Here is a 24416-nt window from a genome sequence, read left to right as displayed (position 1 = left end):
GGCGGGTCCGGCCGATGTCGTTACCGCTATCGGGTCGGCGTCGTGATCAGCGGAGGGTTTGTGGCCGGCGGATCGCTGGACACCGGGGCGGCGTCCGACGGAGCCGCGAGCCTGGGGGCCGGCGGTGTCGTCGTCGGGGCCGCGGACCGTTGTGGGACAGGTGTCGTCGGTACGGACGATTCCGGCAGCAGACCCGGCGGGATGAACTCCGGAATCGGCGGGGTGGGGCGGGTACCCGGCGGCCACGGCAGCGATGGCAACGGATATGGCAGCAACGTGCGCGTCGGAGCCGACGTCGACGGATCCGACTCGGTGGTCGGCGGTAGTTCGGTCGTCGCCCACCCCGGCGACTCGTCCCACCGCGGTGACATGTGCTGCGTGGTAGGCAGCATCGGCTCGGGTTGAGCCTGCGGCGCCTGCGGCTGCGGTGCGACGACGGTGGTCGTGGTGGTGGACGATTCCGCGGTCGTGGAGGAGGTCTCCGACTCGACCGATGATGTCGCGGCCGGTGGTATCGGCGAGGGTACCGGGGCATTGTGGCCGGCCAGGGAGGAACTCACCGCATAGATCGTCATCGTCGCTGCGGCGAGAATCGCACCCACGACCGCCAGCGGGGTGGCCGACAGCCACTCCCGGTTGCGACGCCCACCGATGAACGCCAGCCGTGAGGTCGCCGCCGAGGTCTGCGCCCGGGCGAGGATCGCTGCGCCGACCGACGCCGCGAGTTCCGGCGTTTCCGGCACCACCACCTCGACCGCGGTGGTGTCCAGCATGGCCCGCACCGCAGGAAGATTCGCGATACCGCCGACCAGCACCACCGCATCGGGGCGGGTGTCGCGGACCGCACTCTCCGACAGATAACGCGTGATCACCGCACGCGCTTCGTCGACCATCGGCGCGAGCGCGCGTTCGACGACGGCATTGGTCAGCCGGGGATGACCGCGACCGTCCGTGAGCACCACCGAGTCGTCACCGAGCGGGGTGACCTCCTCCTTGGCGGCCCGGCAGGCGGACAGGAGTGCGCTGCGACGCCCTCGCGCCACGTTGCTGTCCCGGCTGGGATCGTCGGCGATCAGCTCCGCCACGATCGCCCGGTCCACGTCGCGCCCGGCCAGCGCGCGCGATCGCATCGGCGCCGAGATGCGCTGGGATGCGGGGTCCACCGTGTAGAGCGACATCCCCGTGTCGCCGCAGTCGGCGACCACGACCGATGCGAAGCGGTCGATGCGGCCGGTGGCCGCGAGATAGGCCACCACTGCGTCGCCCTCGTCGACGAGGTGGATCTGACGGCGCGGACCGCTGCCCCGTGAGGCCAACTCGCGGCGCTGCTTGGCGGTACGGGCTGCGACACCGATCGGTCCGACGCGCCGATCGGCGTCGCGGGCGGCCCCGAGCATCAGATCGATGCCGGCGTTCACCCGTCCGGCCATGTCGAGGCCGTCACTTCGATCGACGTCGATGACCCGCGTGTCGACCACACTGCGCCCGACGTCGTCGCGGGTGAGCAGGACGTAGTGGATCATGCCCTCGCCTGCGGACACACCCATCGACGTGTAGCCGTCGGAAGTGGTCGAGTTGTCGGTGGTGATCGTCGAAGTGATGCGGTTCTCCAGCAGCGTTGTCCCCGGTCGGGGCCCGTAAGGTCACATGTTGGTCTCTATTGTAATCAATCTGTGCCCAACGGATCGATGGACGTCGCCAACCACAGGATGAGCGACCCCACCGACGCCATCACCGCGACGTCGAAAAACTTGCTTCTGACCTGCAACAATCCCACTCTCGAGGTGGGTATGAACGCTCGCAACACAGCACCGAGCAGCAATACGGAACCGAAGACGAAGGCACCTCGGCGCCAGCGATCGAACAACACGAGCACCGCCGCGACGAGCAAACCGAGCAGCACGACGAAGTACGGGATCTGCACCACGTACCGACGCACCCGCTGCGCTGCGCTGCGCTGTCCGGGCCGGATGACCGGTCCCCCGGAGGACGTGCCGTCGCGGCCCGTCGGGCTCACCCGGACGTTCCCGCCCGGTTGTGCCCGGCCAACTGCGCTTCGGCCCGCTCCACCACGTTGACCAGCAGGAACGCACGCGTGAGGGGGCCAACGCCGCCCGGGTTCGGCGACACATGGCCGGCGACATCCCACACATCGGGCGCCACGTCGCCGGTCAGCCCGGCATCCGTGCGACTCACGCCCACATCGAGGACGGCGGCTCCCGGCTTCACCATGTCGGCGGTGATCAGGTGCGGCACACCGGCCGCGGCCACGACGATGTCGGCCCGCGCCACCTCCGCCGCGAGGTCGCGGGTACCGGTGTGGCACAGCGTGACGGTCGCGTTCTCACTGCGCCGGGTCAGCAACAGTCCGATCGGCCGACCGATGGTGACACCGCGACCGATCACCGTGACGCGCGCGCCGGCGATCGGGATGTCGTATCGACGCAGCAGATGCACCACGCCGCGCGGCGTACACGGCAGCGTCGCCTCCTTGCCCAGTACCAGGCGGCCGAGATTGATGGGATGCAGTCCGTCGGCGTCCTTGTCCGGATCGATCCGTTCGAGGGCCGCGTTCTCGTCGAGATGCCGTGGCAACGGCAGTTGCACGATGTAACCGGTGCACGCCGGGTCGGCATTGAGATCGTCGATCGCGGCGTTCAGTTCCGCCGTCGTCGCGTCGGCGGGCAGATCCTTACGGATCGAGGCCACCCCGATCCGCGCGCAGTCGGCATGCTTGCCCTTCACATACGACTGCGACCCCGGATCGTCGCCGACCAGGACCGTACCGAGACCCGGCGTGATGCCGGCGGCCCGCAACTTCTCCACGCGGGCGCCGAGGTCGGTGAAGATCTCGTCGCGAGTGGCCTTGCCGTCTAGTCGTATCGCGCTCACGGGAGACCATTGTTCCACCCCGACTACCGTGATCTGACGTGGACACTCTTCGGATGTCGCCCGATCCCGTGACCCGCGCCGACGTCGCCGACGCGCAGGACCGGACCGCTGGGCGCGTACGGCACACACCGCCTTTCCGGGCATCGTTGGCCACGGTGTCCGGACCGATCGAGGTGGTCTTCAAACAGGAGTACCTACAACTCGGCGGCTGCTTCAAAGCACGTGGCAGCCTCAACGCCGTACTGCACGCCGCCGACAACGGTCAGCTCGACGACGCCGGCATCCTGGTGGCATCAGGCGGCAACGCCGCGATCGGCGCCGCGTGGGCGGGCAGAATCGCCGGGTGCCGGTGCACCGTCGTCGTTCCGGAGACCGCGCCGGCAGTGAAGGTGGAGAGTCTGCGCGCGCTGGGCGCCGACGTCCATCTGATCGGCCGGCGCTACCAGGACGCGGCCGATGCCGCCACGCAGATGGCCGAGCGCTCGGGGGCGTTGGCGCTGCACGCCTACGATCTGCCCGACATCGTCGCGGGCGCCGGGACCATCGGCCTCGAACTCGCCGAGGACGTCGACGGGCCGCTGACCACGGTGGTGTGTGTCGGTGGCGGTGGACTGCTCGGCGGCATGACGGCGGCCATGCGGGCCGGCGACCGGATGGTCGGCGTCGAACCGATCGGGGCGTCCTGTCTGCGATCGGCGCTGGACGCCGGCCGGCCGGTGCCGGTGGAATTGGACAGCGTGGCAGCCGACTCGCTGGGCGCCACCCGCCTGGGTGACATCTGCTGGGCGACGATCGCCGACCGCGAGGTGACCAGCGTTACGGTGTCCGACGCCGACCTGATCGCGGCGCGGCAGTTGTTGTGGACCGACTACCGCATCCTGGTCGAACACGGCACGGCGAGCGCGGTCGCCGCCGTGTGCACCGGCAAGGTCCGCGCAGCGCCGGGCACCACCCTCTGTGTTGTCCTCTGCGGCGCCAACACTCCCCTGACGCTCGATTCGTAGCCACCGTTCCGGCCGCAGTTCCGGGGTCCGGCTGGGGAACCCAACTGCAGCCAGAACCGGGAGTTGCGGCCGGCAGTCCTAGACTTACCCCTCGTGTTCCGCATCATGTTCTATCAGCCGTGTATTCCGCCGAATACGGGCAACGCGATCCGGCTGGCCGCCAACACCGGCTGTGAGCTGCACCTGATCGAGCCGTTGGGCTTCGACATGTCCGATGCGCAGGTGAAACGCGCCGGTCTCGACTACCACGAGATGGCCACCGTGACAGTACATCCCGATCTGACGACGGCGTGGGCGGCGCTGCGGCCGGAGCGGGTGTTCGCCTTCACCGCACACGCCTCGCGCTATCACACCGACATCACCTACCGGCCGGGCGATGTGCTGCTGTTCGGCCCGGAGCCGACGGGTCTGCCCGACGAGGTTCTCGACCAACCGCAGATCACCGACCGTGTCCGGATTCCGATGCTCGCGGGCCGCCGGTCACACAACCTCGCCAACGCCGCCAGCATCGTCGTCTACGAGGCGTGGCGTCAGAACGGGTTCAGCGGCGCGGTGTGAACAACGCGGCCGGGAGATGTCACCCGGTCAGTCGATGCGGAATCGTTTGGTCCGCGCGGTCGCACCACCCACGAGTGCGACACGGCTCTTGGGCACACCGAGGTGATCGGCCAAGATCTCCGCCACCGCCTTGTTCGCCCGTCCTTCCGTGGCCGGCTCACGCACGTAGATGGTCATCGAGCCCGCCGGAGTCGTCTCCACCAGTGGTCCTTTGCGGCTGCTCGGCTTCACGGTCACCACGATCTGCCTCGCCATGGCGGTCCCCACTTTCGTCCTCGGGCCAGTATCTGCTCAGTGCCAGTCACGGGAACGTGTTCCCACACGAAGATCCAAGCGCTGCAAACGCTCTGCCACCACCGTCACCGCCCCCTCGGCGTTTTGCACGGTGCCCCGGATCAGCAATGCCGAGGCTGAGTGTGCCAGATTTCGGTGACGCGTCCACAACCCGACCGAACACACCACGTTCACCATTCCGGTTTCGTCCTCCAGGTTGATAAATGTCACACCGGATGCGGTCGCCGGCCGCTGTCGATGGGTGACCGCCCCGGCCACCAGCACACGCGAACCATCGGCCACCGCCAACAACCCGTCTGCGGGGATCACCCCCATCGCATCCAGTCGCGGCCGCAGGAACTGAGTGGGATACGACGTCGGGGTGATCCCGGTGGCCCAGGCATCGGTGGCCGCGAGTTCCACATCGGAGAGCCCCGGAAGCGTCGGCGCGTGCGCAGCCGCTTCGAGCGGCAGTTGGTCCGAACGCACCGTCGCGGCGGCTCCGGCCTCCCAGAGCGCCTGCCGACGGCTCACCCCGAAACACGCGAACGCATCGGCACCGGCCAGGCCCTCGAGTTGGCCGACCGTCAGGCCGGCCCGCCGGGACACATCCGCGATGTCGGTGAAATCGCCTTCCCGAGTCCGGGATTCGACGATCTTCTCGGCAACGTCGGCGCCGACACCACGCACACCACCGAGACCGAGCCGCACCTCGAGACCCTCATTCTCCAGAGTCGCGTGCGCCAATGATCTGTTGATGTCGGGGCGATGGACCCGCACGCCGTGGCGCCGGGCATCGGCGACCAGGGACTGCGGCGAGTAGAAACCCATCGGCTGTGCCCGCAGCAGGGCAGCGCAGAACGCGGCCGGATGGTGCAGCTTGAACCATGACGAATAGAACACCAGCGACGCGAAACTCTGGGAATGGCTCTCCGGGAAACCGAAATTCGCGAACGCCGCCATCTTCTCGAAGATGCGATCGGCCATCTCGCCGGTGATCCCGTGCAGTTTCTCCATTCCGGCGTAGAAGCGCCGACGGAGCCGCTCCATCCGTTCCGGCGAACGTTTGGATCCCATCGCACGCCGCAATTGATCGGCCTCGGAGGCATCGAATCCGGCCACGTCGACCGCGAGCTGCATCAACTGTTCCTGGAACAACGGCACCCCGAGCGTCCGGTCGAGCGCCTTGTGCATCGACGGGTGCTCGACGGCAGGCTCCTCGACCCCGTTGCGGCGACGGATGTAGGGGTGCACCGATCCACCCTGGATGGGGCCGGGGCGGATGAGGGCCACCTCCACCACCAGGTCATAGAAGGTGCGCGGTCGCAGCCGCGGCAGGGTGGCCATCTGCGCACGCGACTCCACCTGGAAGACGCCGACCGAGTCGGCGCGACAGAGCATCTCGTAGACCGCGGGTTCGGTGAGGTCGAGGGTGGCGAGATCGACCTCGATCCCCTTGTGTTCGGCCACCAGATCGATCGCGTAGTGCAATGCCGACAGCATGCCCAGACCGAGGAGATCGAATTTCACCAGACCGATGGCGGCGCAGTCGTCCTTGTCCCACTGCAGGACGCTGCGATCGGCCATCCGTGCCCATTCGGTCGGGCACACGTCGGCGATCGGCCGGTCGCAGATCACCATCCCACCCGAGTGGATGCCCAGATGCCTCGGCATACCCAGGATCTCGCCGGCGAGATGGGTGACGTCCGCGGGTGCCTCGTCAGGCGTCCGGCTCCAGGCGTCCTGCTGGCCGGTGGCGTACCCCAGCGCCCGGGCCATGTCCCGAACCGCCGACTTGCCGCGATAGGTGATGACGTTGGCAACCTGCGCGCTGTAGTCGCGACCGTATCGGCGGTAGACGTACTGGATCGCCTCCTCCCGGCGGTCGGATTCGATGTCCACGTCGATATCCGGCGGGCCGTCCCGCTCCGGCGCGAGGAAGCGTTCGAACAACAACTTGTTGGCCACCGGATCGACATTGGTGATCCCGAGGGCGTAACAGACCGCGGAGTTCGCTGCGCTGCCCCGGCCCTGACACAGGATGTCGTTGGCCTTGCAGAAATCGACGATGTCGGCGACCACCAGGAAATAGCCCGGGAAGGTGAGTGTCTCGATGATGGCCAGTTCGTGTTCGATCTGCCGATAGGCCTGCGGATGGGCACTCGGTGGTCCATACCGACGCAGCGCCCCGGCCATCGTCTTCTCCCTCAGCCAGCTGTTCTCGGTGTGGCCGTCGGGCACGTCGAACGGCGGCAACTGCGGCGCGATGAGACCGAGCCGGAAGGCGCAGTCGGCTGCCAGACCGACCGCGTTGTCGATGGCCTCGGGGTGTCCGGGCAGCAGCCTGGCCATCTCGTCACCGCTGCGCAGATGCGCACCGCCGACCCCCGGCAGCCATCCGTCGATGGTCTCGATGTCGGTCCGGGCGCGGACCGCTGCGACGGCCGTGGCCAGTCGGCGCCGTCGCGGTCCGGCGAAATGCGCACCGGTGGTGGCCACCGTCGCCAGCCCGAACTCGCCGGCCAGTGCGGCCAGGACCGCGTTGCGTTCGTCATCATCGGGCAGCCCCTGCGCGGTGAGTTCCACGACGACGTCCTCGGCGCCGTATCGCTCGACCAACCCGGCGAGTGCCTCGCGCGCCGCCGGCGGGCCGCCGCGGTCGAGCGCCCTACGCACCGCCCCTTTCCGGCATCCGGTGAGGATCAGCCAGTGCCCACCGGCCATCTCGGGCAAGATGTCGCGGTCATAGCGCAGCAGTCCCTTCTCCCCGCCGAGCATGTGTGCGTCGGCGATGGTCCGCGACAGTCGTCGATATCCTTCGCTGTCGCGGGCGAGGACCAGCAGATGTTCACCCGGTGGATCGGCGACACCCGTACGCGCGGCATCGGGTTCCAGGGAGAGTTCGGCCCCGAACACCGTCGGCATCTCGAACTCGCGTGCCGCCTCGGCGAATCGCACGATCCCGTAGAAACCATCGTGGTCGGTCAGGGCCAACGCGGACAAGCCCAGGCGTTGCGCCTCCTCCACCATCTCCTCGGGCATCGAGGCACCGTCGAGAAAGCTGTAGGCACTGTGTGCGTGCAGCTCCGCGAACGGCACCGCCGAGCGCCCGCGCTCCACCCCCTCGGCGCGGTAGGCCCCCCGTTTGCGTGACCATGCCGGACTGTCGTTGCCGTCGCCGGTGTTGTCGCCGGGACCGAACGCCTCGCCCGGACGTCCTCCGCCCGGCGCGCGGCCGGAGAGCACCCGTTCCATCTCCGACCATGTCGGTGGTCCCTGATCCCAGCCCACCGGTCAAGGGTATCGAACATTTGTTCGATACCTCAAGGTGTGGCCGACACCCACAGACCGACACGGAGTCGATCACACCCCGAAAGCGGCGGGGTAGGTGATCTCGCCGGAGGCAATCGGATGGCCCGGATCGAGATCGAGATACATCAGCGCCTCGTCGGACACCTCGAAGGAGACCGAGATCCCCTGATCCGAGGCGCGACGGAAGCCGAATCGCGGATAGAACCCCGGATGGCCCAGCACCACGACGAGATCCGGGACGCCGACCGTCACCCGCGCCCGACGAAGCACGTCGGCGGTCACCGCCGTGCCGACACCACGGTTCTGCAGCCGCGGCGTCACCGCACACGGCGCCAACGCGAGCGCCGGCTCACCGCCGACCCGGCATCGGGTCACCAACGCGTACCCCACGATCCGATCGTCGACGTCCGTCGCGACGACCGAGAGCTCAGGAATCCATGCCTCGCCGTCCGCCCGAAGCGCGTCGACCAGGTCCGCCTCGTCGGGTTGTCCGAATGCGGCGGTGACCAGAGCACGAATCCCCTCGATGTCGGCAGGCACCTCCGGTCGGCATACGACCTGGTCGCGACCATCCATCGTGACCACCTTCTCTCGCACCGGAACCGGACGCGCTGCTCGAGACGATTCTGCCGCCGCGACCGCCACAGCGTGGCGGAATACGCCGCCGGCGCTCCACACGACCCGATGTTGCCATTCGCCAATGTAAGTGTCAGTCTGGTTGCATTCCACTTCTTACCGCCAAGTAAGAAGTCGCCGGCTGATCCACCTCACCCACGAGATCGGATTCACGACACCCATGACCACCTACTTCATCACCGGCGGCTCCGGCTTCATCGGACGCCGCATCATCGAACGCCTCCGCGTCGTCGAGCCCGACGCCACGATCCTCGTCCTGGTTCGGGAGAACACCCTGCCCCGATTCAGCCGGTACCTCGCGTCGGCGCCCGAACTCGACCAGATCACCCCGGTCGTCGGGAACCTCACCGCTCCCGGACTCGGGCTCGGCGCCGCCGACCTTCCCGACATCGACCACGTCATCCACCTCGCCGCGATCTACGACATGACCGCCGACGCCGACGCCCAACACGCCGCCAATGTGGAGGGCACGGCACGCGTCGCCGACTTCGCACAACAGGTGGACGCGATGCTGCACCACGTGTCCTCGATCGCGGTCTCGGGCGATCATCGCGGCACCTTCACCGAACACGACTTCGACTGCGGCCAGGGTTTCCCGACTCCGTACCACCGCACGAAGTTCGCGGCAGAGAAGCTCGTGCGCGAGCGAGAAGGGCTGCGCTGGCGGATATATCGACCCTCGGTGGTCGTCGGCGATTCGCACACGGGCGAGATGGACAAGATCGACGGACCGTACTACTTCTTCGGACATCTCCGGCTGCTCGGGGCGCTCCCGCACAGCCTTCCGCTGCCGATGCCCGACCTCGGCCATGTGAACATCGTGCCGGTCGACTATGTCGCCAACGGCATCGTCGCCCTGTGCTCCACGCAGCCCGGGCGCAGCGGACAGGTGTTTCACCTCGCCGATCCCCGACGACGCACCATCACCGACATGTACAACGCGATCGCGCCTGGATTCCGCGGTCCGCGCGGACACAACGTCATCCCCCGCGCCCTGGTGGAGCCGCTGGTGACCGTGGCCGGTTCCGGTGTGCTGCGCGTGGCCCGCGACCTCGTCGCCACCCAGCAGGGCATCCCACCCGCGCTGCTCGACGGCATGTCGCTGACCGCCGACTTCCGTTCCGACGACTCCGTGGCTGCGCTGCGCGACCGGGGCATCGAACTCCCCGACCTCGACGACTACGGGCCACGGCTGTGGACCTACTGGTCCCGCCATCTCGATCCGGCTCGACACCGCCGGACCGATCCCCGCGGACCGCTGGTGGGCAAGCATGTCCTGATCACCGGCGGATCGACGGGTATCGGCAAGGCCACCGCCCGCATGTGCGTGGCGCGCGGCGCCGACGTGTTCATCGTGGCGCGTGATCGCGATGCGCTCGATGCCGCGGTCGCCGAGTTGTCGGCGACCGGCAGCAAGGAGGGGGTGCCGCCGGGTCGCGTGTTCGCCTATCCGTGCGACATCACCGACGAGGAGGCCGTGGCCGGTCTGGTCAAGACCGTTCTGGCCGAACATGATCACGTCGACGTCCTGGTCAACAATGCGGGCCGGTCCATACGTCGCGCCGCGGTCAACTCCACCGACCGTCTCCACGACCATCACCGGTTGATGGCCGTCAACTACTTCGGCGCGGTCACGCTGACCCTCGCCCTGCTGCCGCATATGGTGGCGCGGCAGTCGGGACATGTCGTGAACGTCTCTTCGGTGGCGGTGCAGTCGCGCGGGCCGCGGTTCGGTGCGTACGCGGCGTCGAAGGCGGCACTGGAGGCGTTCAGCGAGGCGACCAGGACCGAAACACTCTCCGATCATGTGACCTTCAGCAACGTCCGGCTACCCCTTGTCCGTACTCGGATGATCGCCCCCACCCACGCCTACGACAATCAGGCCGGCATCTGGGGTGTCGACAAGGCAGCTTCGCGCGTCCTGCACGCGATCACCGAACGGCCCTACACGGTGAACTCACCCATCGGTGTCCTCGCCGAGGTGGGCCATCTGTTCGCCGGGCGACTCACCACCCGGGTGATGCACCAGGAGTACCTGATGATCGGCGAATCGGCTGCCGCGCTGGGCAATTCCTCCGATGCCGAGCGCTGAGTCGCGCCACCGAGCCGGCCTGGCCGTGCTATCCGACTACGGCAGGGCATGATCGAGGCATGATCGACACCCCTTATCTGGCGGTCGATGTCGACCGACTCGATCGCAACATCGATGCGGTCGCCACCCAGGCGCGCACGTCGGGACTCGATCTGCGGCCCCACACCAAGACCCACAAGTGCGCCCAGATCGCCCGGCGTCAACTCGATGCCGGCGCGGTCGGATTGACCGTCGCGACCATCGGCGAGGCGGAGATGTTCGCGGCGGCGCTCACCTCCTCCCGGACCGACTCGGCCCCGGTCGACCTGTTCATCGCCTACCCACTGTGGGTGACGGCGACCAAAGGTGATCGGTTGCAGGCGTTGGCACAGCAGACCCGACTGCGCCTCGCGGTCGACTCCGTCGTCGGGGCGCAGCAACTCGCCGCCGGACTGGGTGGCAGCGAGGTGGAGGTCGTGGTGGAGGTCGATTCCGGTCAGCATCGCACCGGGGTCGCTCCCGACGATGCCGGGGTGGTGGCGACCGCCGCCGCCGACGCCGGGCTGCAGGTGGTGGGGGTGTTCACCTTTCCCGGGCACGGATACGGCCCGGGTGATGCGCGCCGGCGCGCCGCCGAGCAGGAGATCGAGGCTCTGTCGGCGGCTGCACAGCGGCTGCGCGACAACGGGTTCGACCCGATTGTGCGCAGCGGCGGCTCTACGCCGACGATCGAGTTCAGTGGTTCCGGCGTGCTCACCGAGATCCGGCCCGGCGTGTACCCGTTCAACGACGCCCAGCAGTGGGAACTCGGATCGTGTACCGCCGACGACATCGCATTGACCGCGGTGGCCACCGTGGTGCATCGCAGCGGGACCCGGATCGTCACCGACGCGGGCAGCAAGATCCTGGGTGCGGACCGGCCGCCCTGGGTGTCGGGGTTCGGTCGTCTGCTCGACGCCCCGGATGCGGTCGTCACGTCCTTGTCGGAGCATCACGCGGTGATCGAGTACCCCGCCGGCCACCCGGTCACGTCGATCCCCGATCCGGGTGCCACCGTGCACATGGTGCCCAATCATGTGTGCACCGCGGTCAATCTGGTCGACGAACTCATCGTGCCGCGCGACGACGGGTCGGCAGCACGCTGGCCGGTGGTCGCTCGCGGCGCCAACAGCTGACCGGGTCACTCGTAGACCCCCTCCACCACCCAGCTCCGTGCCCGATAACACAGGAGCAGGGCACGCGAATCATCGAGCAGCACCTGGGCTCGGGCGATCAGTCCGCCGGCACCGTCGTCGTCGAGGCCGGTCGGCCATGGCCCGGCCCACCACCGCAGTTCCCAGCTCCGTCGGCGCCTTCCCGCAGAATGCATCTGCACTGTGGTGGGCTCGGCGGAGAAACATCCCCGGCCGGTGACCTCCACCGGGGTACCCGTCATGTCCAGCACCAGGATCGGGGTCTCCACCAGCACCGCCGGGGTCGGCTGGGGCAATCGGCCCGGCCACGGCGCCGCCGGATTCCGCGCCGGGATCCGCTCGTCACCGAGCGCCACCATGGTGATCTGGTCCGCCGGACCCCGACCGCCGCTCGTGATGGGAAGCTGCACGGCATCGCCACCCAGCAGCCCCTGCACCCGCACGAGGCAACGGCGCGCCCGTTCACCGATCTCCGGGTCCTCGGGTAGGCCGTTGCCGCTCAACGAGTATTGCAACGTGCCCGCCCCGACGACCTCGATGGGTTCGAGGCGGAGCATGACCACCGGGGAATCCGGTCGGTCTTCGGCACCGGGACGTCCGCCGGTCAACCACCCTTCGAGCTGCCACCGGATCCGATCGGCGGTGGCCTCCGGGGTCAGCGGTCGCGCGCATCGCCAGGTCCGCGCGTGACGCTGTCCGCGCTCGGTGACCGCTTCGACGGTGAGCCGGGTACACGCCGCCGATGCGGCCGCCAGAGCGCCGGCAAGTTCGTCTGCCAGGCGGCGCCCGAGGAAGGCGGCCGAATCCACCCGATCGATCGGCGGGTCACACCGGTGTTCGATGATCAGATCGACCGGAGTCGCCTGACCCGAGGGTGGCCTGCCGGGCGCGGCGTTGGCCAGCCGATGCGCCACCACCGCATCGGCGGCGAACCGGGTGGCGACATCCCGGACGGACATCTGAGCGAATGCCCCGATGGTGGTGATCCCCAGTCGGCGTAGCAGTTCGGCCAACTCGGTCCGACCCGGGTCACTCAGACTCGGTTCCACCGCGAGGTCACCGACCGGCCGATCGGCCAGATACGCGACATCGCCCCCCGGCGGTACATGATGCCCGCCACGCGCGGCCAGCACTGCGGTGAACAACTCATCGGCGACCCCGCCCTGGACCTCCACCCCGCACGCGGCCACCGCATCGATCAGTTTCTCCGCCAACACATGCTCACCCCCGAAATACCGGGCAGCCCTGCCCGCGGGCACCACCACCAGCCCCGGCCGCAACACTTCCACGACGGGCACCAGATCTGCCACCACCGCGACCACCGGCTCGAAGACCCGCCCGTCCCGGTGATCGTCGGTGGCGACCACCGTCATCTCCGGGCAGGCCGACTGCGCCTGTCGCTTGCGCATGCCGCGCCGCACCCCGGCCATCCGTGCCGGCGCCGAACAGGCCACCACCCGGTTGGCATACAGGACGGAGACCGGGTGATGCGGCGGCAGATCCGCGGCGATCGCCGCAGCTGTCGCCGGCCAGTCCGGGCACCAGAGGGCGAGGATGCGTTTCTCCGCCGATGGCGATTCCACCGACCTGAATTCCGACGACCTGAATTCCGACGACACCGTGCGCTCGACCATCAGTTCGCCACCGCCAAGCGCGGCCGGGTCGTCGATGCGACCAGTTCCACCTGCCGACCGGCACCGAATCCACTTGTCCGCAGATCGATCTCACCGACCACGTGGCGATGTCCGCGGTCGGCGACCGTCAGTCGCAGTGTCATCCCACCGATCCGGCCGACCCCGGGCCGCGCCGTTGCCAGGTCAGTGCAGTCGGCGCCCGGCAGATGCCGGTAGGTGACGATCTCGGTCGCCAGACGCAGATGCGCCCCCGGCCAGGAACCGCCGGTGATCATCAGCGCCGACTTCTGTTTGCGCAACCGTCCCATCATCACCCGGGTCCGCGAGGGCGGTACCGCGGCACCGGCCAGGTCCAGGACCACCAGGTCCATCCCGTCGAGCAGCACACCGGCCACCTCGACCGGATCGACCCCCGGATCCGGCACCGTGGCGATTCGAGCGAGGTCGCCGCCGAGTTCGGCCACCGCACCCAGGTTGAGGTTCGGCATCCCCACCAGACCCACCTGATGACCCGCAGCGCTCACCGATGCGATCACCGCCAGCAGCACGGACCGGGCACCGTCGATCGTGAGGACACCTCCACGCACCAGGCCGCCACGCGGCAGCAGATCCGCCATCGCAGCCGGAACCGGGAGGACCTCGTCCGCCGGATCGGCCACCTCCATCACCGGACGGTCCGGCCGGCCCGACATCGCCGCGATCCGACGCCGGAGACGGTCCAACTCGCTGTCCGCCGAGCGGTGATCCCCAGGGTTCTCCGAACCTCTCTCGGACACTTCCAACGATGCACTCATGCAGCCTCCTACCAGCGACTTTCCGCAATCAGCGCGCCGGGAAGATGCGTGCGTTCGAACATATTTTCGAGTGATTTCGATACTAGGGCGAGCCACCGACAACCGCAACGCGCGAGGTCAGCGGCATGCGCCCGGACGGTTCGTCCCCCTTGTCTGCGAACCTCCCCCACATGCACGCGGGGAACGAGTCAACACCAGGGGGACGAACCGACGCGTCACCCTCAGCAACGACCCCTCAGAAGAGGGTGAGCGACTCCTGGGCGGCGGGTTGCGGGGCCGGCACGTCGGTCGCCGTCGCGGCCCGCAGCCCCGGCGACCCCGCCAACCCATGCCGCTCGACGAGGGGACGCATGCGACCGGCCAACCACGCCGAGTACTCCGGCGTGACGTAGGCACCCCGCCCATAGAGGCCCCGGTATCGGCGCACCAGCGCCGGATGCTCGGCGGCCAGCCATTCCAGGAACCACGGCTTGGTCGCGCCGCGCAGATGCATCGGGAACGCGGTGACGCCGGCCGCACCGGCCTCGGCCAACGCGGCGATCAGACTCTCGAGGTGCACCGACGAGTCCGTCAGATACGGGATCACCGGTGCGACCATCACATGCGGCGCGAACCCCGCCTCGGCCACCGCCCGGATCAGCTCCAGCCGCGCCTTGGGCGAGGGCGTTCCCGGTTCTATCGCCTTCTGCAGCTCGGGGTCATGGAAGGCCAGCGAGATCCCGATGCTCACCGGCACCTGCTGCGCAGCCTGTCGCAACAACGGCAGATCACGGCGCAACAAGGTGCCCTTGGTGAGGATCGAGAACGGCGTCGCCGATTCCGCCAGCGCCGAGATCACCCCCGGCATCAGTCGATAGCGCCCCTCGGCCCGCTGATAGGGGTCGGTGTTGGTCCCCAGCGCCACCGTCTCCCGAGTCCACGACCGTCGCCGCAGCTCCTTGCGCAACACCGCGGCGACATTGAGCTTCACCACCACCTGACTGTCGAAGTCACGGCCGGCATCGAGATCCAGATACTCATGGGTCGGTCGGGCAAAACAGTACCGACAGGCATGGGTGCAGCCGCGAAAGGTGTTGACCGTGAACCGGAACGGCAGATTGGCGGCGTCCGGCACCTGGTTGAGCGCACTCTTGGCGAGCACCTCGTGGAACGTGACTCCCTCGAACTCGGGGGTCTGCACCGACCGCACCAGGCCCGCCTTTCCCAAACCGGGCAGAGCACCGTCGTCGACCCCGACCCCCTGATCGGACCACCGCATACCCGAAGTCGAACATATGTGCGAGGAACCTGTCAAGCGTCGCACCGGACATCCGCGGCACGACTATCATGCAGCCTATGCCGACCACCCCCGACCACCGTCGCACGCCCGGTCCCCAGTACCTGGTCGCCGGGCGGTACCGATTGCGATCGCGCATCGGCGGCGGCGGCATGGGATCGGTCTGGCTGGCCCGTGATCAGCTGTTCGACCGCGACGTCGCGGTCAAGCAGGTGGTCTCCACCGAGGGACTGAGCGACGAGACCGCCGACAGCATCCGGCAACGCGCGATGCGCGAGGGACGCATCGCCGCCAAACTCGTGCACCGCAACGCCATCGCGATGCACGACGTGGCCCTCGACAGCGGGGAGCCGTGGCTGGTGATGGAGTATCTCCCATCCCGCAGTGTTGCCCAGATCCTGCACACCACAAAGACTCTCGATGCGCGACAGGCCGCGCAGATCGGCGCCCAGGTGGCCGACGCGATGACCACCGCACACACCGCGGGCATCATCCACCGCGACATCAAACCGGGCAACCTGCTTGTGACGACCACCGGCCGCACCGCCGGTCTGGTCAAGATCACCGACTTCGGCATCTCCCGCCTCAAGGACGAGGTCAGTCTGCACAGTTCGGGTGTGATCACCGGAACACCGGCATATTTCGCGCCGGAGGTCGCCCGCGGCGCCGAACCGACCGAGGCATCCGATGTGTACTCACTCGGCGCCACGGTCTACACCCTGGTCGAAGGACGACCACCATTCGGGGTGGACGACGATTCACTCGCCTTGCTGCACAAAGTGGCCCGCGCCCGCATCAATCCGATGACCCGAGCCGGCGCACTCGAGCCGGTACTGCTGCGACTCCTGGAGCCGAGCCCGGCACGGCGACCCACCATGGCGCAGGCGCGCGACCTGCTCGCCGACGTCGCTGCGGGTGAACGCGGCTCGATCCATCAGGTGCTGACCAGCCCCATCACCACTCCTGACGGCGGATTGCCCACCTGGGCACAGCGGTCGCCGCGTCCGCCACGCACGCATCCGACGGGCACCCATCTCCCGGTCGGGGGGCCGCTGCCCGCCCGACCGCCGGCTCCGCCCCAGGGCGTCGACGACCGGCCGTCGACGGTGGCGACCGCCACCGAGTCGGCCACCCACCGGCCCGCGACGCGAGACGGTTTCGGGTTGGCGGGGCTGTCACCGACGATGCTGGCACTTGCCCTCGGCGCCGTCGTCCTGGTGATCCTCGTGATCGTAGCGATCGTCGTGGCAGGCTGATTCGTCAGCCGATGTGGCGGGTGGCGGCCCATCGGGTCAGCGCGTTGCGATTGGACTGTTGGGTCTTGCGCAACACGTTGGAGGCGTGGGTCTCGACGGTCTTGATCGAGATGAACAGCTCGTCGGCGATCTCCCGGTAGGTGTATCCGCGCGCCAACAACCGCAACACCTCGAGTTCCCGCTTGGTCAGCGAGTCCAGTTCCGGATCGAGCGGCGGTTCGGGTGCGGCGGATTTCCCGGTGAACGAGTCGAGCACGAAGCCGGCCAGTCGCGGGCTGAACACCGCATCCCCGTCGGCCACCCGTCGCACGGCGTCGGCCAGCGCCGCACCGTCGATGGTCTTGGTGACGTACCCGCGCGCGCCCGCTCGGATCGTCGCGATCACGTCCTCGGCTGCGTCGGAGACGCTGAGCGCCAAGAACACCGGCACCGGACCGTCGGTGATCGCGTCGCTGACCCCCCGTAGTACCGCCGCCCCACCGCCGGCGGGCATGTGCACATCGAGTAGGACGACGTCGGGACGCAGGGCCAGGATGCCCTCCACCGCCTCGGCCACCGTGCCTGCCTCGCCGGCGATCGCGATACCCGGCTCGGAGGCCAACTCGGCCCGCACGCCGGAACGGAACACCGCGTGGTCGTCGACGAGGAAGATTCGACACTGCGCCGAGTCCGTCGGGTCTGCCGTCACGATGCTTCCCTTCTCGGTTCTGCGTCGCTCGGTTCTGCGTCGCTCGGTTCTGCGTCGCTCGGTTCTGCGTCGAGTTGCGATTGTGCCCCTTCGCGACTCGTACCCTCCCGACTCGTCCCGTCCGGTGTATCAGACGAACCGGCCTGCCCGGCAGCCTTGTCCGCCGCGTCGGTCTCGACGTGCCCCCGGCTCGGTTCTCGTGGCATCACGAGCCTGACGTTGGTGCCTCGTCCGGGCGCCGAGTCGACGGCGGCCGTGCCGTCGGCGCGTTGCATCCGGGCGGTGATCGAACGGGTGATGCCGTGCCGATCGCCGTCGACGAGTTCCGGGTCGAAACCGACTCCGCGGTCACGGACGAACACCTCGACCTGCTCGTCGGTCACCTCGCCGTAGACATCCACCTTGCGCTCCCCGGAGTGCTTGGCGGCGTTGATCAACGCCTCCCGGGTCGCCGCCACCAGCGCCGCCCAGCGACGCCGCTGCGCCGCGGGTTCGTCCTCCGGGCGCAGGTCACCCACCGTGATCACGTCGACCTCGATGCCGTAGTGGTCCTCGACCTCCGCGCCGACCTCCTGGAGGCTCGCCGCCAACGATCCGGCCCGCTGGGCGGGATCACCGAACAACCAGCCCCGCAGTTCCCGCTCCTGACTGCGCGCCAGGCGGGCCACCTCCTCCGGTCTGCCCGCCTGCTTCTGGATCAACGCGAGCGTCTGCAACACCGAATCGTGCAGATGCGAGGCGATCTCCTCGCGCTCGGCGTTGCGGATGCGCGCCGCTCGTTCCTCGTTGAGCGCACGCCACATCCGCATCCACAGCGGTACGGTCAGCAGCACCACCCCGATCAGGGTGGCGACCACGGCGAGCAGCGTTGTGGACAAACCGCCGAATGAGCGGTCGCCGGCCAGCACGATCACCACCAGTCCACCGATCACCAGGAGCGCACCGCCGATGAAGCGCGTCCAGGTCAACAACGGCGTACGCGGGGTGCTGTGTGAGGTGTCGAACTCCCGCCAGACCAGGCTGGCACCGATCACGACGAAGACGAACGGAATCAGATACGCCGCAGGTGTCCCGGATGTGGCGAACCCGACGACCGACATCGCGACCAGTCCGACCAACGCGAGGCCGTAGGCCTGCCGACGCTCACCCGGGCGCGGCGGCGCGGTGTCGTGGCCGGGCGGGCAGAAGAACCACAGCAAACCGTAGGCGAGCACACCCGCGCCCGCGAGGGCCGCGAGCACCACGAACACCACCCGGACACGGAAGGCGTCCACGCCGAGATGATCGGCGATGCCGCCGGCCACCCCCGCGATGACACGACCGCCGTCGCGGCGCACCAACCGGGGCGCCGTCGACTGCACCGACGTCGACCGGGCCGGCGTCGCGGGCACGGGGGGACCACCACTCACATCTCGATAGTGGCACGGTCGACCCGCTCCGCACATCAGGGACTTTCTCAGGGTGCTACCCCGATGTGGCGACACGACCGAGCCGCCACGATGGAGACCATGGACACCAAGCAGTTCGAGGGGTTGTGGGCGACGCGGCCGATTCGACCGAGCGCGAACCGGACCGTGGCCGGTGTGTGCGCCGGCTTCGGCGCGCGGTATCGCGTGGACCCGACACTGGTCAAGATCGCTTTCGTGGTCGCGACGTTGTTCGGCGGCAGCGGACTGGTTCTGTACATCGCCGCGTGGGTGGCGATGCCGAGTGAGAACAAGCGGCACGACGAACTCGGCTCCATCCGGCACGGCGGTTTCTCGGAGGGGACCGCGCCGGGCCAACACCCCCGACAGCGGCGACATCGCAATCCGCAACTGATCCTGCTGATCGTCCTCGCGATCATCATCCTCACCTCCTTCGGCCCCAACGCCACCTGGAGTTCGGGTGGCCTGCTCGGTGCCGCGATGATGCTGCTCGGGTGGTGGCTGCTCTACCAGCGCACACCGGAACCTCCGACCGGCACCAGCGTCGACACCCACCAGCCGGCCGCCGACGAGGTCGTCGCGGCCCGGACGGAAGGCCCATTGCAGCCGTGGATTCCACGCGCGATGATGGCCGGGCCAACCGGCACCGCAACCACGTCCGGCCCGAGTTCACCGACTCAGTCGGCACCGAGTGCCGGACCAACGGCATCCGCTGCCCGACCGCCGGCGCCCTCCCCTGGCCCCGCTGCGCTGGACCCATCTGCGCTCGGCGCATCTGCGTCCGGGGCGGCCTACGAGCGCGCTCCCGGACACCCTGCAGGACCGAGCGCGCCGACCGGCCCACCCACCGACGTCCTCGCCTCCGACGAGATACGCCGCACCCCGCCGGCCTGGGATCCGCTGGGCACCGCCCGGTTCGCCTGGGACCTGCCCGAACCCACCGCCGAAACGGCGATCGACCATCGATCGCAACGCCGTTCCCCGCTGACCCTGATCGTGATCGGGCTCGCGGTGATCGTCGCCGCGGCCGGTGCCGCGCTCCATCAGGTCGGTGTCGACTGGTTCACCCCGGCTCGCATCGTGTCGCTGGCGCTGGCGGTGGTGGGCGGCGGTCTGGTCTATGCGGGTCTGCGTCGACGCAGCAGCGGCGGACACAGTGCCGGGTTGGTGCCGATCGCGCTGATCCTGGGTGTCGCCGCGGTCGCGATCACCGCCGTCGGACAGTTGAACCTCCCCCCCGGCGGGGTCGGCGAACGCACCTGGACACCGGTCTCCGAGAGCGACATCACCGATGAGTACGCCCTCACGATGGGCACGATGGTGCTCGATCTGCGCGGCGTGGACATCACCGCCGATCGCACCGTGGATCTGCGTAACGGGATCGGCGAGATCCAGGTCCTCGTCGGCGAGAACACCAACATCCGCGCGAACTGCGATGTCAACGTGGGCGACCACGACTGTCCCGACGGTCTCGACGGTGGCCGCGACGGCACCGAGGGACCCGTGCTCACGATCGATGCGTACACCACTGTGGGGCATGTGGAGGTGACCCGATGATCGACGACGACACCGACGCCGGCACGCCGGACACCCGTCACCGCTCGCCGGGGCTGATCCTGCTCGGGATCGCCGCACTGCTGGTCGCGGGGTGGGGCCTGGCAGGTGGACCGGATCTGCCGCCGGCCGGCGACCTCGGCTGGATCGCGGTCGCTGTCGGTTTGGCGATCGGCCTGCTGCTCATCGTCACCGGCGCCCGGTCGTCGCGGCGGCGGTGATCGTCGCCTCAGCCCGTCATTCCCATTCGATGGTGCCCGGCGGCTTGCTCGTCACGTCGAGGACGACGCGGTTGACGTCGGGCACCTCGTTGGTGATGCGGGTCGAGATGAGTTCGAGCACCTCGTAGGGCACGCGGGTCCAGTCCGCGGTCATCGCGTCCTCACTCGACACCGGTCGCAGCACGATCGGATGACCGTAGGTACGCCCGTCGCCCTGCACCCCGACGCTGCGCACGTCGGCCAGCAATACCACCGGGCACTGCCAGATCTGGCTGTCGAGCCCGGCGGCGGTGAGTTCCTCCCGGGCGATCAGGTCGGCCTTGCGCAACATGGCCAGCCGGTCCGCGGTGACCTCACCGACGATCCGGATGGCCAGCCCCGGGCCGGGGAAGGGCTGTCGCGCCACGATCTCCTCGGGCAGCCCGAGTTCGCGGCCGACCGCCCGGACCTCATCCTTGAACAGCAGGCGCAACGGTTCGACGAGCGAGAACTCCAGATCCTCGGGCAGACCGCCGACGTTGTGGTGGCTCTTGATGTTGGCCGTCCCGCTCCCGCCGCCGGACTCGACGACGTCGGGATACAAGGTGCCCTGGACCAGGTAGTCGACTTTGTCCCCATCGGACGCATGATCACCGAGCACGTCGGTCACCGCACCTTCGAAGGATCGGATGAACTCGCGGCCGATGATCTTGCGCTTCGTCTCCGGGTCGCTGACCCCGGCGAGCTCGGACAGGAAGGTCTCGGCCGCATCCACGGTGACGAGCTTCGCGCCGGTCGCGCCGACGAAGTCGTGCTGCACCTGCTCACGCTCACCGGCGCGCAGCAGGCCGTGGTCGACGAACACGCAGGTCAGCCGGTCGCCGATGGCCCGCTGCACCAACGCCGCGGCCACCGCCGAGTCGACTCCGCCGGACAGCCCACAGATGGCCAGGCCGTCGCCGATCTGATCGGCCACCGCATCGATGAGCGCATCGGCGATATTGGCCGGCGTCCAGGTCGCCTCGAGGCCGGCGATCTCATAGAGGAAGCGGGTGAGCACCTGTTGACCGTGCGGGGTGTGCAGCACCTCGGGGTGATACTGGACACCGGCCATCCGGCGGTCGACACACTCGAATGCCGCGACCGGCGCACCGGGGGTCGATCCGGTGACGATGAAGCCCTCCGGGGGACGCTGCACCGCATCGTTGTGGCTCATCCACACCGGCTGGGTCTCGGTCAGTCCCTCATGCAGCACTCCGTCGCCGGTCACCGTCAGCGTGGTCCGGCCGAACTCACGTCCACCGGTGTTGGCCACCTCGCCACCGAGTTGGCGGGCCATCGCCTGAAAGCCGTAGCAGATGCCGAACACCGGGACGCCGAGATCGAAGACGGCCGGATCGAGGGTCGGCGCATCCTCGGCGTACACCGATGCCGGTCCGCCCGAGAGGATGAGCGCCACCGGCTTGCGGGCCTCGAACTCCGCGAACGGCGCGTCGTGGGAGATGACCTCCGAGTAGATCCGCGCCTCCCGCACCCGCCGGGCGATCAGCTGCGCGTATTGCGCGCCGAAGTCGATCACGAGCACCGGGCGGGGGCCGTCGGGGATCGGCGTGGAAGAAGAATCTGTCACCCCAGGGAGTTTAGTGATACACCGCGCCAGACATAATGCAGGCATGTCTTCGACCACCGGTGCGCCGTCGTCCTCGCGCCGTTTCTCGCTGTCGGTGGCCGATCTCACGCAGGCCGCCGTGTTCGCCGCGCTGATCGCCGCCCTCGGCCTGCCCGGCACCATCAACATCGGCTCCTCCGGTGTCCCCATCACCCTGCAGACACTCGGCGTGATGCTGGCGGGCTCGATCCTCGGCCCACGCAAGGGCACTCTCGCGGTGATCATCTTCGCCGTGCTCGCGATCGCCGGGCTGCCCATCCTCGCCGGCGGACGCAGCGGCCTGGTCGCGCTCGCCTCACCGACCGCCGGGTTCTTCGTGGGTTTCCTGCCGGCCGTGCTGGCGATCGGGCTGGCCACCGCGGCGATGATGCCGCGCTATCGGATCGTGTGGGGCATCGGGATCAACATCGTCGGCGGCATGGTGATCATCTATGCGTGCGGGGTCATCGGACTGCTGTTGCGCACGGACCTGTCGCTGTGGGCGGCCATCTCCACCAACGGCATCTACATCCCCGGCGACATCGCGAAGGCCGTCGTCGCGGCACTGGTGGCCGCGCAGGTCCATCGTGCCTACCCGGGGCTGATCACCCCGATCCGGCTGCGCCGGGGCCGCTGACTCTTCCCGGTGAGCGAATCAGATCGATGATCGAGTTCCGCGGTGTCGGCCATGCCTACGAGGATCGGGTCGTGCTCGCCGACATCGACCTCACACTCGGCGAACGGCGCATCGGGATCATCGGGGCCAACGGCAGCGGCAAGTCGACACTGGCCCGGATGATCAACGCCCTGGTCGTCCCCGACCGCGGTTCGGTGACGGTCAACGGGATCGACGCGGCCCGACACAAGCGCCGGGTCCGCAAAGAGGTCGGGTTCATCTTCAGCGACCCCGATCGGCAGATCATCATGCCCACCGTCATCGAGGACATCGAGCTCTCCCTCACGCGCACGATGCGCGACCGAGCCGAGCGAACGGCGCGCGCCGCAGCGGTGCTGGCGCAGTTCGGGCTGGCCGATCACGCCGACCACCCCGCCCACCGGCTCTCCGGTGGGCAGAAGCAGTTGCTCGCGCTGGCGTCGGTGATGGTGACCGGCCCATCGGTACTGGTCGCCGACGAACCGACCACGCTGCTGGACCTCCGGAACAGTTCGATGCTGCGCAGTGTGTTCGCGACTCTCGACGAGCAGTTGGTGGTGTTGACCCACGACCTGGACATGGTCGCCGACTACGACCGGGTCATCGTGCTCGACGAGGGCCGCGTCGTCGCCGACGACGAGCCTGCCGCAGCCGTCGCCGCCTACCGCCGGCTGATGGCATGACGGCCCTGGGGGTCTACCGGCCGGGCAACTCTCCCCTGCATCGGATTCCCGCCGGCGTCAAACTGCTCGCTCTGGGGGCGGCGATCCTGGCGATCAGCATCATGGTGCGCACGCCCGTCGCGGTCGGGATCCTGGCGCTCGGGGTGGCCTGCGTCTTCGCGCTCGGTGGCATCTCGCCGCGCGAGGCATGGCGTCAGATGCGTCCGGTCGGTTGGGTGGTGGTGTTCGTGTTCGCCTTCCAGGTGATCTTCACCGACTGGCAGCGGGCGCTGATCGTCTGCGCCGTGCTCGCGGCGTCGGTGGCGCTGGCCGCGGCGGTCACCCTCACCACCCGCACGTCGGCGATCCTGGATGCGATCATCGCCGGCCTGCGCCCGCTCAGCCGCCTGGGTGTGCGGGTCGATCACATCGCGCTCGCCCTCGCCCTGGCCATCCGGTCGATCCCGTTGATGGTGGACGTGGTGGGTCAGGTCGACGAGGCCCGCAAGGCACGCGGACTGCGACCCGGCGCAAGGATTCTGGTGGCGCCGGTGGTGATCGCCGCACTCCGCACCGCGGATGGTTTCGCCGACACGCTGATCGCCCGCGGCCTCGACTGACGAGCCAACCGCGCAGCGGCCACGCATCCGCGCACGTCGCGACATGCGCGCGAGCATGGTGGG

22 protein-coding genes are annotated in these 24416 nt (G+C 68.7%); 10 read left to right on the top strand and 12 right to left on the bottom strand.

What is annotated here, in order from left to right:
• Positions 1-26: 26 nt before the first annotated feature.
• The 3 genes from NWF22_RS18965 to NWF22_RS18955 form a co-directional block, all read right to left on the bottom strand.
• Positions 27-1547 (bottom strand): Hsp70 family protein, encoded by a 1521-nt coding sequence (locus tag NWF22_RS18965; RefSeq protein WP_160903218.1) that lies wholly within the window; start codon positions 1545-1547, stop codon positions 27-29.
• Between the two features lie 119 nt (positions 1548-1666).
• The gene (locus tag NWF22_RS18960; RefSeq protein WP_160903400.1) at positions 1667-1972 is read right to left on the bottom strand and encodes a DUF3017 domain-containing protein; all 306 of its coding nucleotides are present in this window, start codon (positions 1970-1972) and stop codon (positions 1667-1669) included.
• Positions 1973-2013: 41 nt separating this feature from the next.
• Positions 2014-2892, bottom strand: a complete 879-nt coding sequence (locus NWF22_RS18955; RefSeq protein WP_160903217.1) for a bifunctional methylenetetrahydrofolate dehydrogenase/methenyltetrahydrofolate cyclohydrolase — start codon at positions 2890-2892, stop codon at positions 2014-2016.
• A 53-nt stretch (positions 2893-2945) separates the two neighbouring features.
• Between NWF22_RS18955 and NWF22_RS18950 the strand changes: the two genes are divergently transcribed.
• Together NWF22_RS18950 and NWF22_RS18945 are read left to right on the top strand one after the other, a co-directional pair.
• A complete protein-coding gene (locus NWF22_RS18950; protein WP_160903216.1) occupies positions 2946-3896 on the top strand; it encodes a serine/threonine dehydratase in 951 nt (316 codons plus the stop codon).
• Between the two features lie 93 nt (positions 3897-3989).
• Entirely contained in the window at positions 3990-4454 is a 465-nt protein-coding gene (locus NWF22_RS18945; protein WP_160903215.1) for a tRNA (cytidine(34)-2'-O)-methyltransferase, read from the top strand.
• A 27-nt stretch (positions 4455-4481) separates the two neighbouring features.
• Here the strand turns inward: NWF22_RS18945 and NWF22_RS18940 are convergent, their stop codons facing one another.
• The 3 genes from NWF22_RS18940 to NWF22_RS18930 all read right to left on the bottom strand — a co-directional run bounded on the left by NWF22_RS18940 (position 4482) and on the right by NWF22_RS18930 (position 8615).
• Positions 4482-4709, bottom strand: coding sequence for a DUF167 domain-containing protein (locus NWF22_RS18940; RefSeq protein WP_160903214.1), 228 nt, complete (start codon positions 4707-4709; stop codon positions 4482-4484).
• 36 nt (positions 4710-4745) lie between these two features.
• Entirely contained in the window at positions 4746-8018 is a 3273-nt protein-coding gene (locus NWF22_RS18935; RefSeq protein WP_160903213.1) for an error-prone DNA polymerase, read from the bottom strand.
• Positions 8019-8090: 72 nt separating this feature from the next.
• Positions 8091-8615 (bottom strand): GNAT family N-acetyltransferase, encoded by a 525-nt coding sequence (locus tag NWF22_RS18930; RefSeq protein ID WP_160903212.1) that lies wholly within the window; start codon positions 8613-8615, stop codon positions 8091-8093.
• Between the two features lie 220 nt (positions 8616-8835).
• Between NWF22_RS18930 and NWF22_RS18925 the strand changes: the two genes are divergently transcribed.
• Positions 8836-10767, top strand: a complete 1932-nt coding sequence (locus tag NWF22_RS18925; protein ID WP_160903211.1) for an SDR family oxidoreductase — start codon at positions 8836-8838, stop codon at positions 10765-10767.
• A gap of 59 nt (positions 10768-10826) precedes the next feature.
• On the top strand, positions 10827-11921 hold the full coding sequence (locus NWF22_RS18920) for an alanine racemase (protein ID WP_160903210.1): 1095 nt from the start codon (positions 10827-10829) through the stop codon (positions 11919-11921).
• A gap of 5 nt (positions 11922-11926) precedes the next feature.
• Here the strand turns inward: NWF22_RS18920 and NWF22_RS18915 are convergent, their stop codons facing one another.
• The 3 genes from NWF22_RS18915 to NWF22_RS18905 all read right to left on the bottom strand — a co-directional run bounded on the left by NWF22_RS18915 (position 11927) and on the right by NWF22_RS18905 (position 15625).
• The gene (locus tag NWF22_RS18915) at positions 11927-13522 is read right to left on the bottom strand and encodes a DNA polymerase Y family protein (RefSeq protein ID WP_258321206.1); all 1596 of its coding nucleotides are present in this window, start codon (positions 13520-13522) and stop codon (positions 11927-11929) included.
• A gap of 50 nt (positions 13523-13572) precedes the next feature.
• Entirely contained in the window at positions 13573-14367 is a 795-nt protein-coding gene (imuA', locus tag NWF22_RS18910; protein WP_233751280.1) for a DnaE2-dependent mutagenesis accessory factor ImuA', read from the bottom strand.
• A 235-nt stretch (positions 14368-14602) separates the two neighbouring features.
• Positions 14603-15625: an Rv2578c family radical SAM protein gene (locus NWF22_RS18905; protein ID WP_160903208.1), complete on the bottom strand. Its 1023-nt coding sequence runs from the start codon at positions 15623-15625 to the stop codon at positions 14603-14605.
• A gap of 77 nt (positions 15626-15702) precedes the next feature.
• Between NWF22_RS18905 and NWF22_RS18900 the strand changes: the two genes are divergently transcribed.
• Complete coding sequence (locus NWF22_RS18900) at positions 15703-16899, top strand: serine/threonine-protein kinase (protein WP_160903207.1); 1197 nt, start codon at positions 15703-15705, stop codon at positions 16897-16899.
• Positions 16900-16903: 4 nt separating this feature from the next.
• On the opposite strand, the gene NWF22_RS18895 is transcribed toward NWF22_RS18900, so the two are convergent.
• Positions 16904-17587 carry a LuxR C-terminal-related transcriptional regulator gene (locus NWF22_RS18895; RefSeq protein ID WP_160903206.1) on the bottom strand — a complete coding sequence of 228 codons (684 nt, stop codon included), beginning with the start codon at positions 17585-17587 and terminating at the stop codon, positions 16904-16906.
• Complete coding sequence (locus NWF22_RS18890; protein WP_258321205.1) at positions 17584-18978, bottom strand: ATP-binding protein; 1395 nt, start codon at positions 18976-18978, stop codon at positions 17584-17586. The genes NWF22_RS18895 and NWF22_RS18890 overlap by 4 nt, the downstream gene beginning before the upstream one ends.
• A gap of 117 nt (positions 18979-19095) precedes the next feature.
• On the opposite strand from NWF22_RS18890, the gene NWF22_RS18885 reads away from it, so the two are divergent.
• Positions 19096-20571, top strand: a complete 1476-nt coding sequence (locus tag NWF22_RS18885) for a PspC domain-containing protein (RefSeq protein WP_160903204.1) — start codon at positions 19096-19098, stop codon at positions 20569-20571.
• On the top strand, positions 20568-20789 hold the full coding sequence (locus NWF22_RS18880; RefSeq protein ID WP_160903203.1) for a hypothetical protein: 222 nt from the start codon (positions 20568-20570) through the stop codon (positions 20787-20789). Before NWF22_RS18885 ends, NWF22_RS18880 begins: the two co-directional genes overlap by 4 nt.
• Positions 20790-20805: 16 nt before the next feature.
• Here the strand turns inward: NWF22_RS18880 and guaA are convergent, their stop codons facing one another.
• Positions 20806-22398: a glutamine-hydrolyzing GMP synthase gene (guaA, locus tag NWF22_RS18875; protein WP_160903202.1), complete on the bottom strand. Its 1593-nt coding sequence runs from the start codon at positions 22396-22398 to the stop codon at positions 20806-20808.
• Positions 22399-22441: 43 nt separating this feature from the next.
• Here guaA and NWF22_RS18870 point away from each other — a divergent pair, with 43 nt between their 5' ends.
• The 3 genes from NWF22_RS18870 to NWF22_RS18860 are packed head-to-tail and all read left to right on the top strand — an operon-like array spanning position 22442 to position 24353.
• Positions 22442-23053, top strand: a complete 612-nt coding sequence (locus NWF22_RS18870; protein WP_160903201.1) for a biotin transporter BioY — start codon at positions 22442-22444, stop codon at positions 23051-23053.
• A 26-nt stretch (positions 23054-23079) separates the two neighbouring features.
• A complete protein-coding gene (locus NWF22_RS18865) occupies positions 23080-23754 on the top strand; it encodes an energy-coupling factor ABC transporter ATP-binding protein (protein WP_160903200.1) in 675 nt (224 codons plus the stop codon).
• Positions 23751-24353, top strand: coding sequence for a CbiQ family ECF transporter T component (locus NWF22_RS18860; RefSeq protein ID WP_160903199.1), 603 nt, complete (start codon positions 23751-23753; stop codon positions 24351-24353). The genes NWF22_RS18865 and NWF22_RS18860 overlap by 4 nt, the downstream gene beginning before the upstream one ends.
• Positions 24354-24416: the final 63 nt, after the last annotated feature.

This window comes from Gordonia mangrovi (assembly GCF_024734075.1).
In the GTDB taxonomy this organism is placed as follows: domain Bacteria; phylum Actinomycetota; class Actinomycetes; order Mycobacteriales; family Mycobacteriaceae; genus Gordonia; species Gordonia mangrovi.
This window is presented reverse-complemented; position numbering and strand designations above follow the sequence as displayed.

Bases quoted from the DNA above. Each gene is read 5' to 3' on its own strand.
- NWF22_RS18925 (WP_160903211.1), top strand. From the start codon at position 8,836: ATGACCACCTACTTCATCACCGGCGGCTCCGGCTTCATCGGACGCCGC.
- NWF22_RS18880 (WP_160903203.1), top strand. From the start codon at position 20,568: ATGATCGACGACGACACCGACGCCGGCACGCCGGACACCCGTCACCGC.
- NWF22_RS18885 (WP_160903204.1), top strand. From the start codon at position 19,096: ATGGACACCAAGCAGTTCGAGGGGTTGTGGGCGACGCGGCCGATTCGA.
- NWF22_RS18905 (WP_160903208.1), bottom strand. From the start codon at position 15,625: ATGCGGTGGTCCGATCAGGGGGTCGGGGTCGACGACGGTGCTCTGCCC.
- imuA' (WP_233751280.1), bottom strand. From the start codon at position 14,367: ATGAGTGCATCGTTGGAAGTGTCCGAGAGAGGTTCGGAGAACCCTGGG.
- NWF22_RS18870 (WP_160903201.1), top strand. From the start codon at position 22,442: ATGTCTTCGACCACCGGTGCGCCGTCGTCCTCGCGCCGTTTCTCGCTG.
- NWF22_RS18950 (WP_160903216.1), top strand. From the start codon at position 2,946: ATGTCGCCCGATCCCGTGACCCGCGCCGACGTCGCCGACGCGCAGGAC.
- NWF22_RS18965 (WP_160903218.1), bottom strand. From the start codon at position 1,547: ATGGGTGTGTCCGCAGGCGAGGGCATGATCCACTACGTCCTGCTCACC.
- NWF22_RS18940 (WP_160903214.1), bottom strand. From the start codon at position 4,709: ATGGCGAGGCAGATCGTGGTGACCGTGAAGCCGAGCAGCCGCAAAGGA.
- NWF22_RS18865 (WP_160903200.1), top strand. From the start codon at position 23,080: ATGATCGAGTTCCGCGGTGTCGGCCATGCCTACGAGGATCGGGTCGTG.
- NWF22_RS18930 (WP_160903212.1), bottom strand. From the start codon at position 8,615: ATGGATGGTCGCGACCAGGTCGTATGCCGACCGGAGGTGCCTGCCGAC.
- NWF22_RS18900 (WP_160903207.1), top strand. From the start codon at position 15,703: ATGCCGACCACCCCCGACCACCGTCGCACGCCCGGTCCCCAGTACCTG.
- NWF22_RS18860 (WP_160903199.1), top strand. From the start codon at position 23,751: ATGACGGCCCTGGGGGTCTACCGGCCGGGCAACTCTCCCCTGCATCGG.
- NWF22_RS18920 (WP_160903210.1), top strand. From the start codon at position 10,827: ATGATCGACACCCCTTATCTGGCGGTCGATGTCGACCGACTCGATCGC.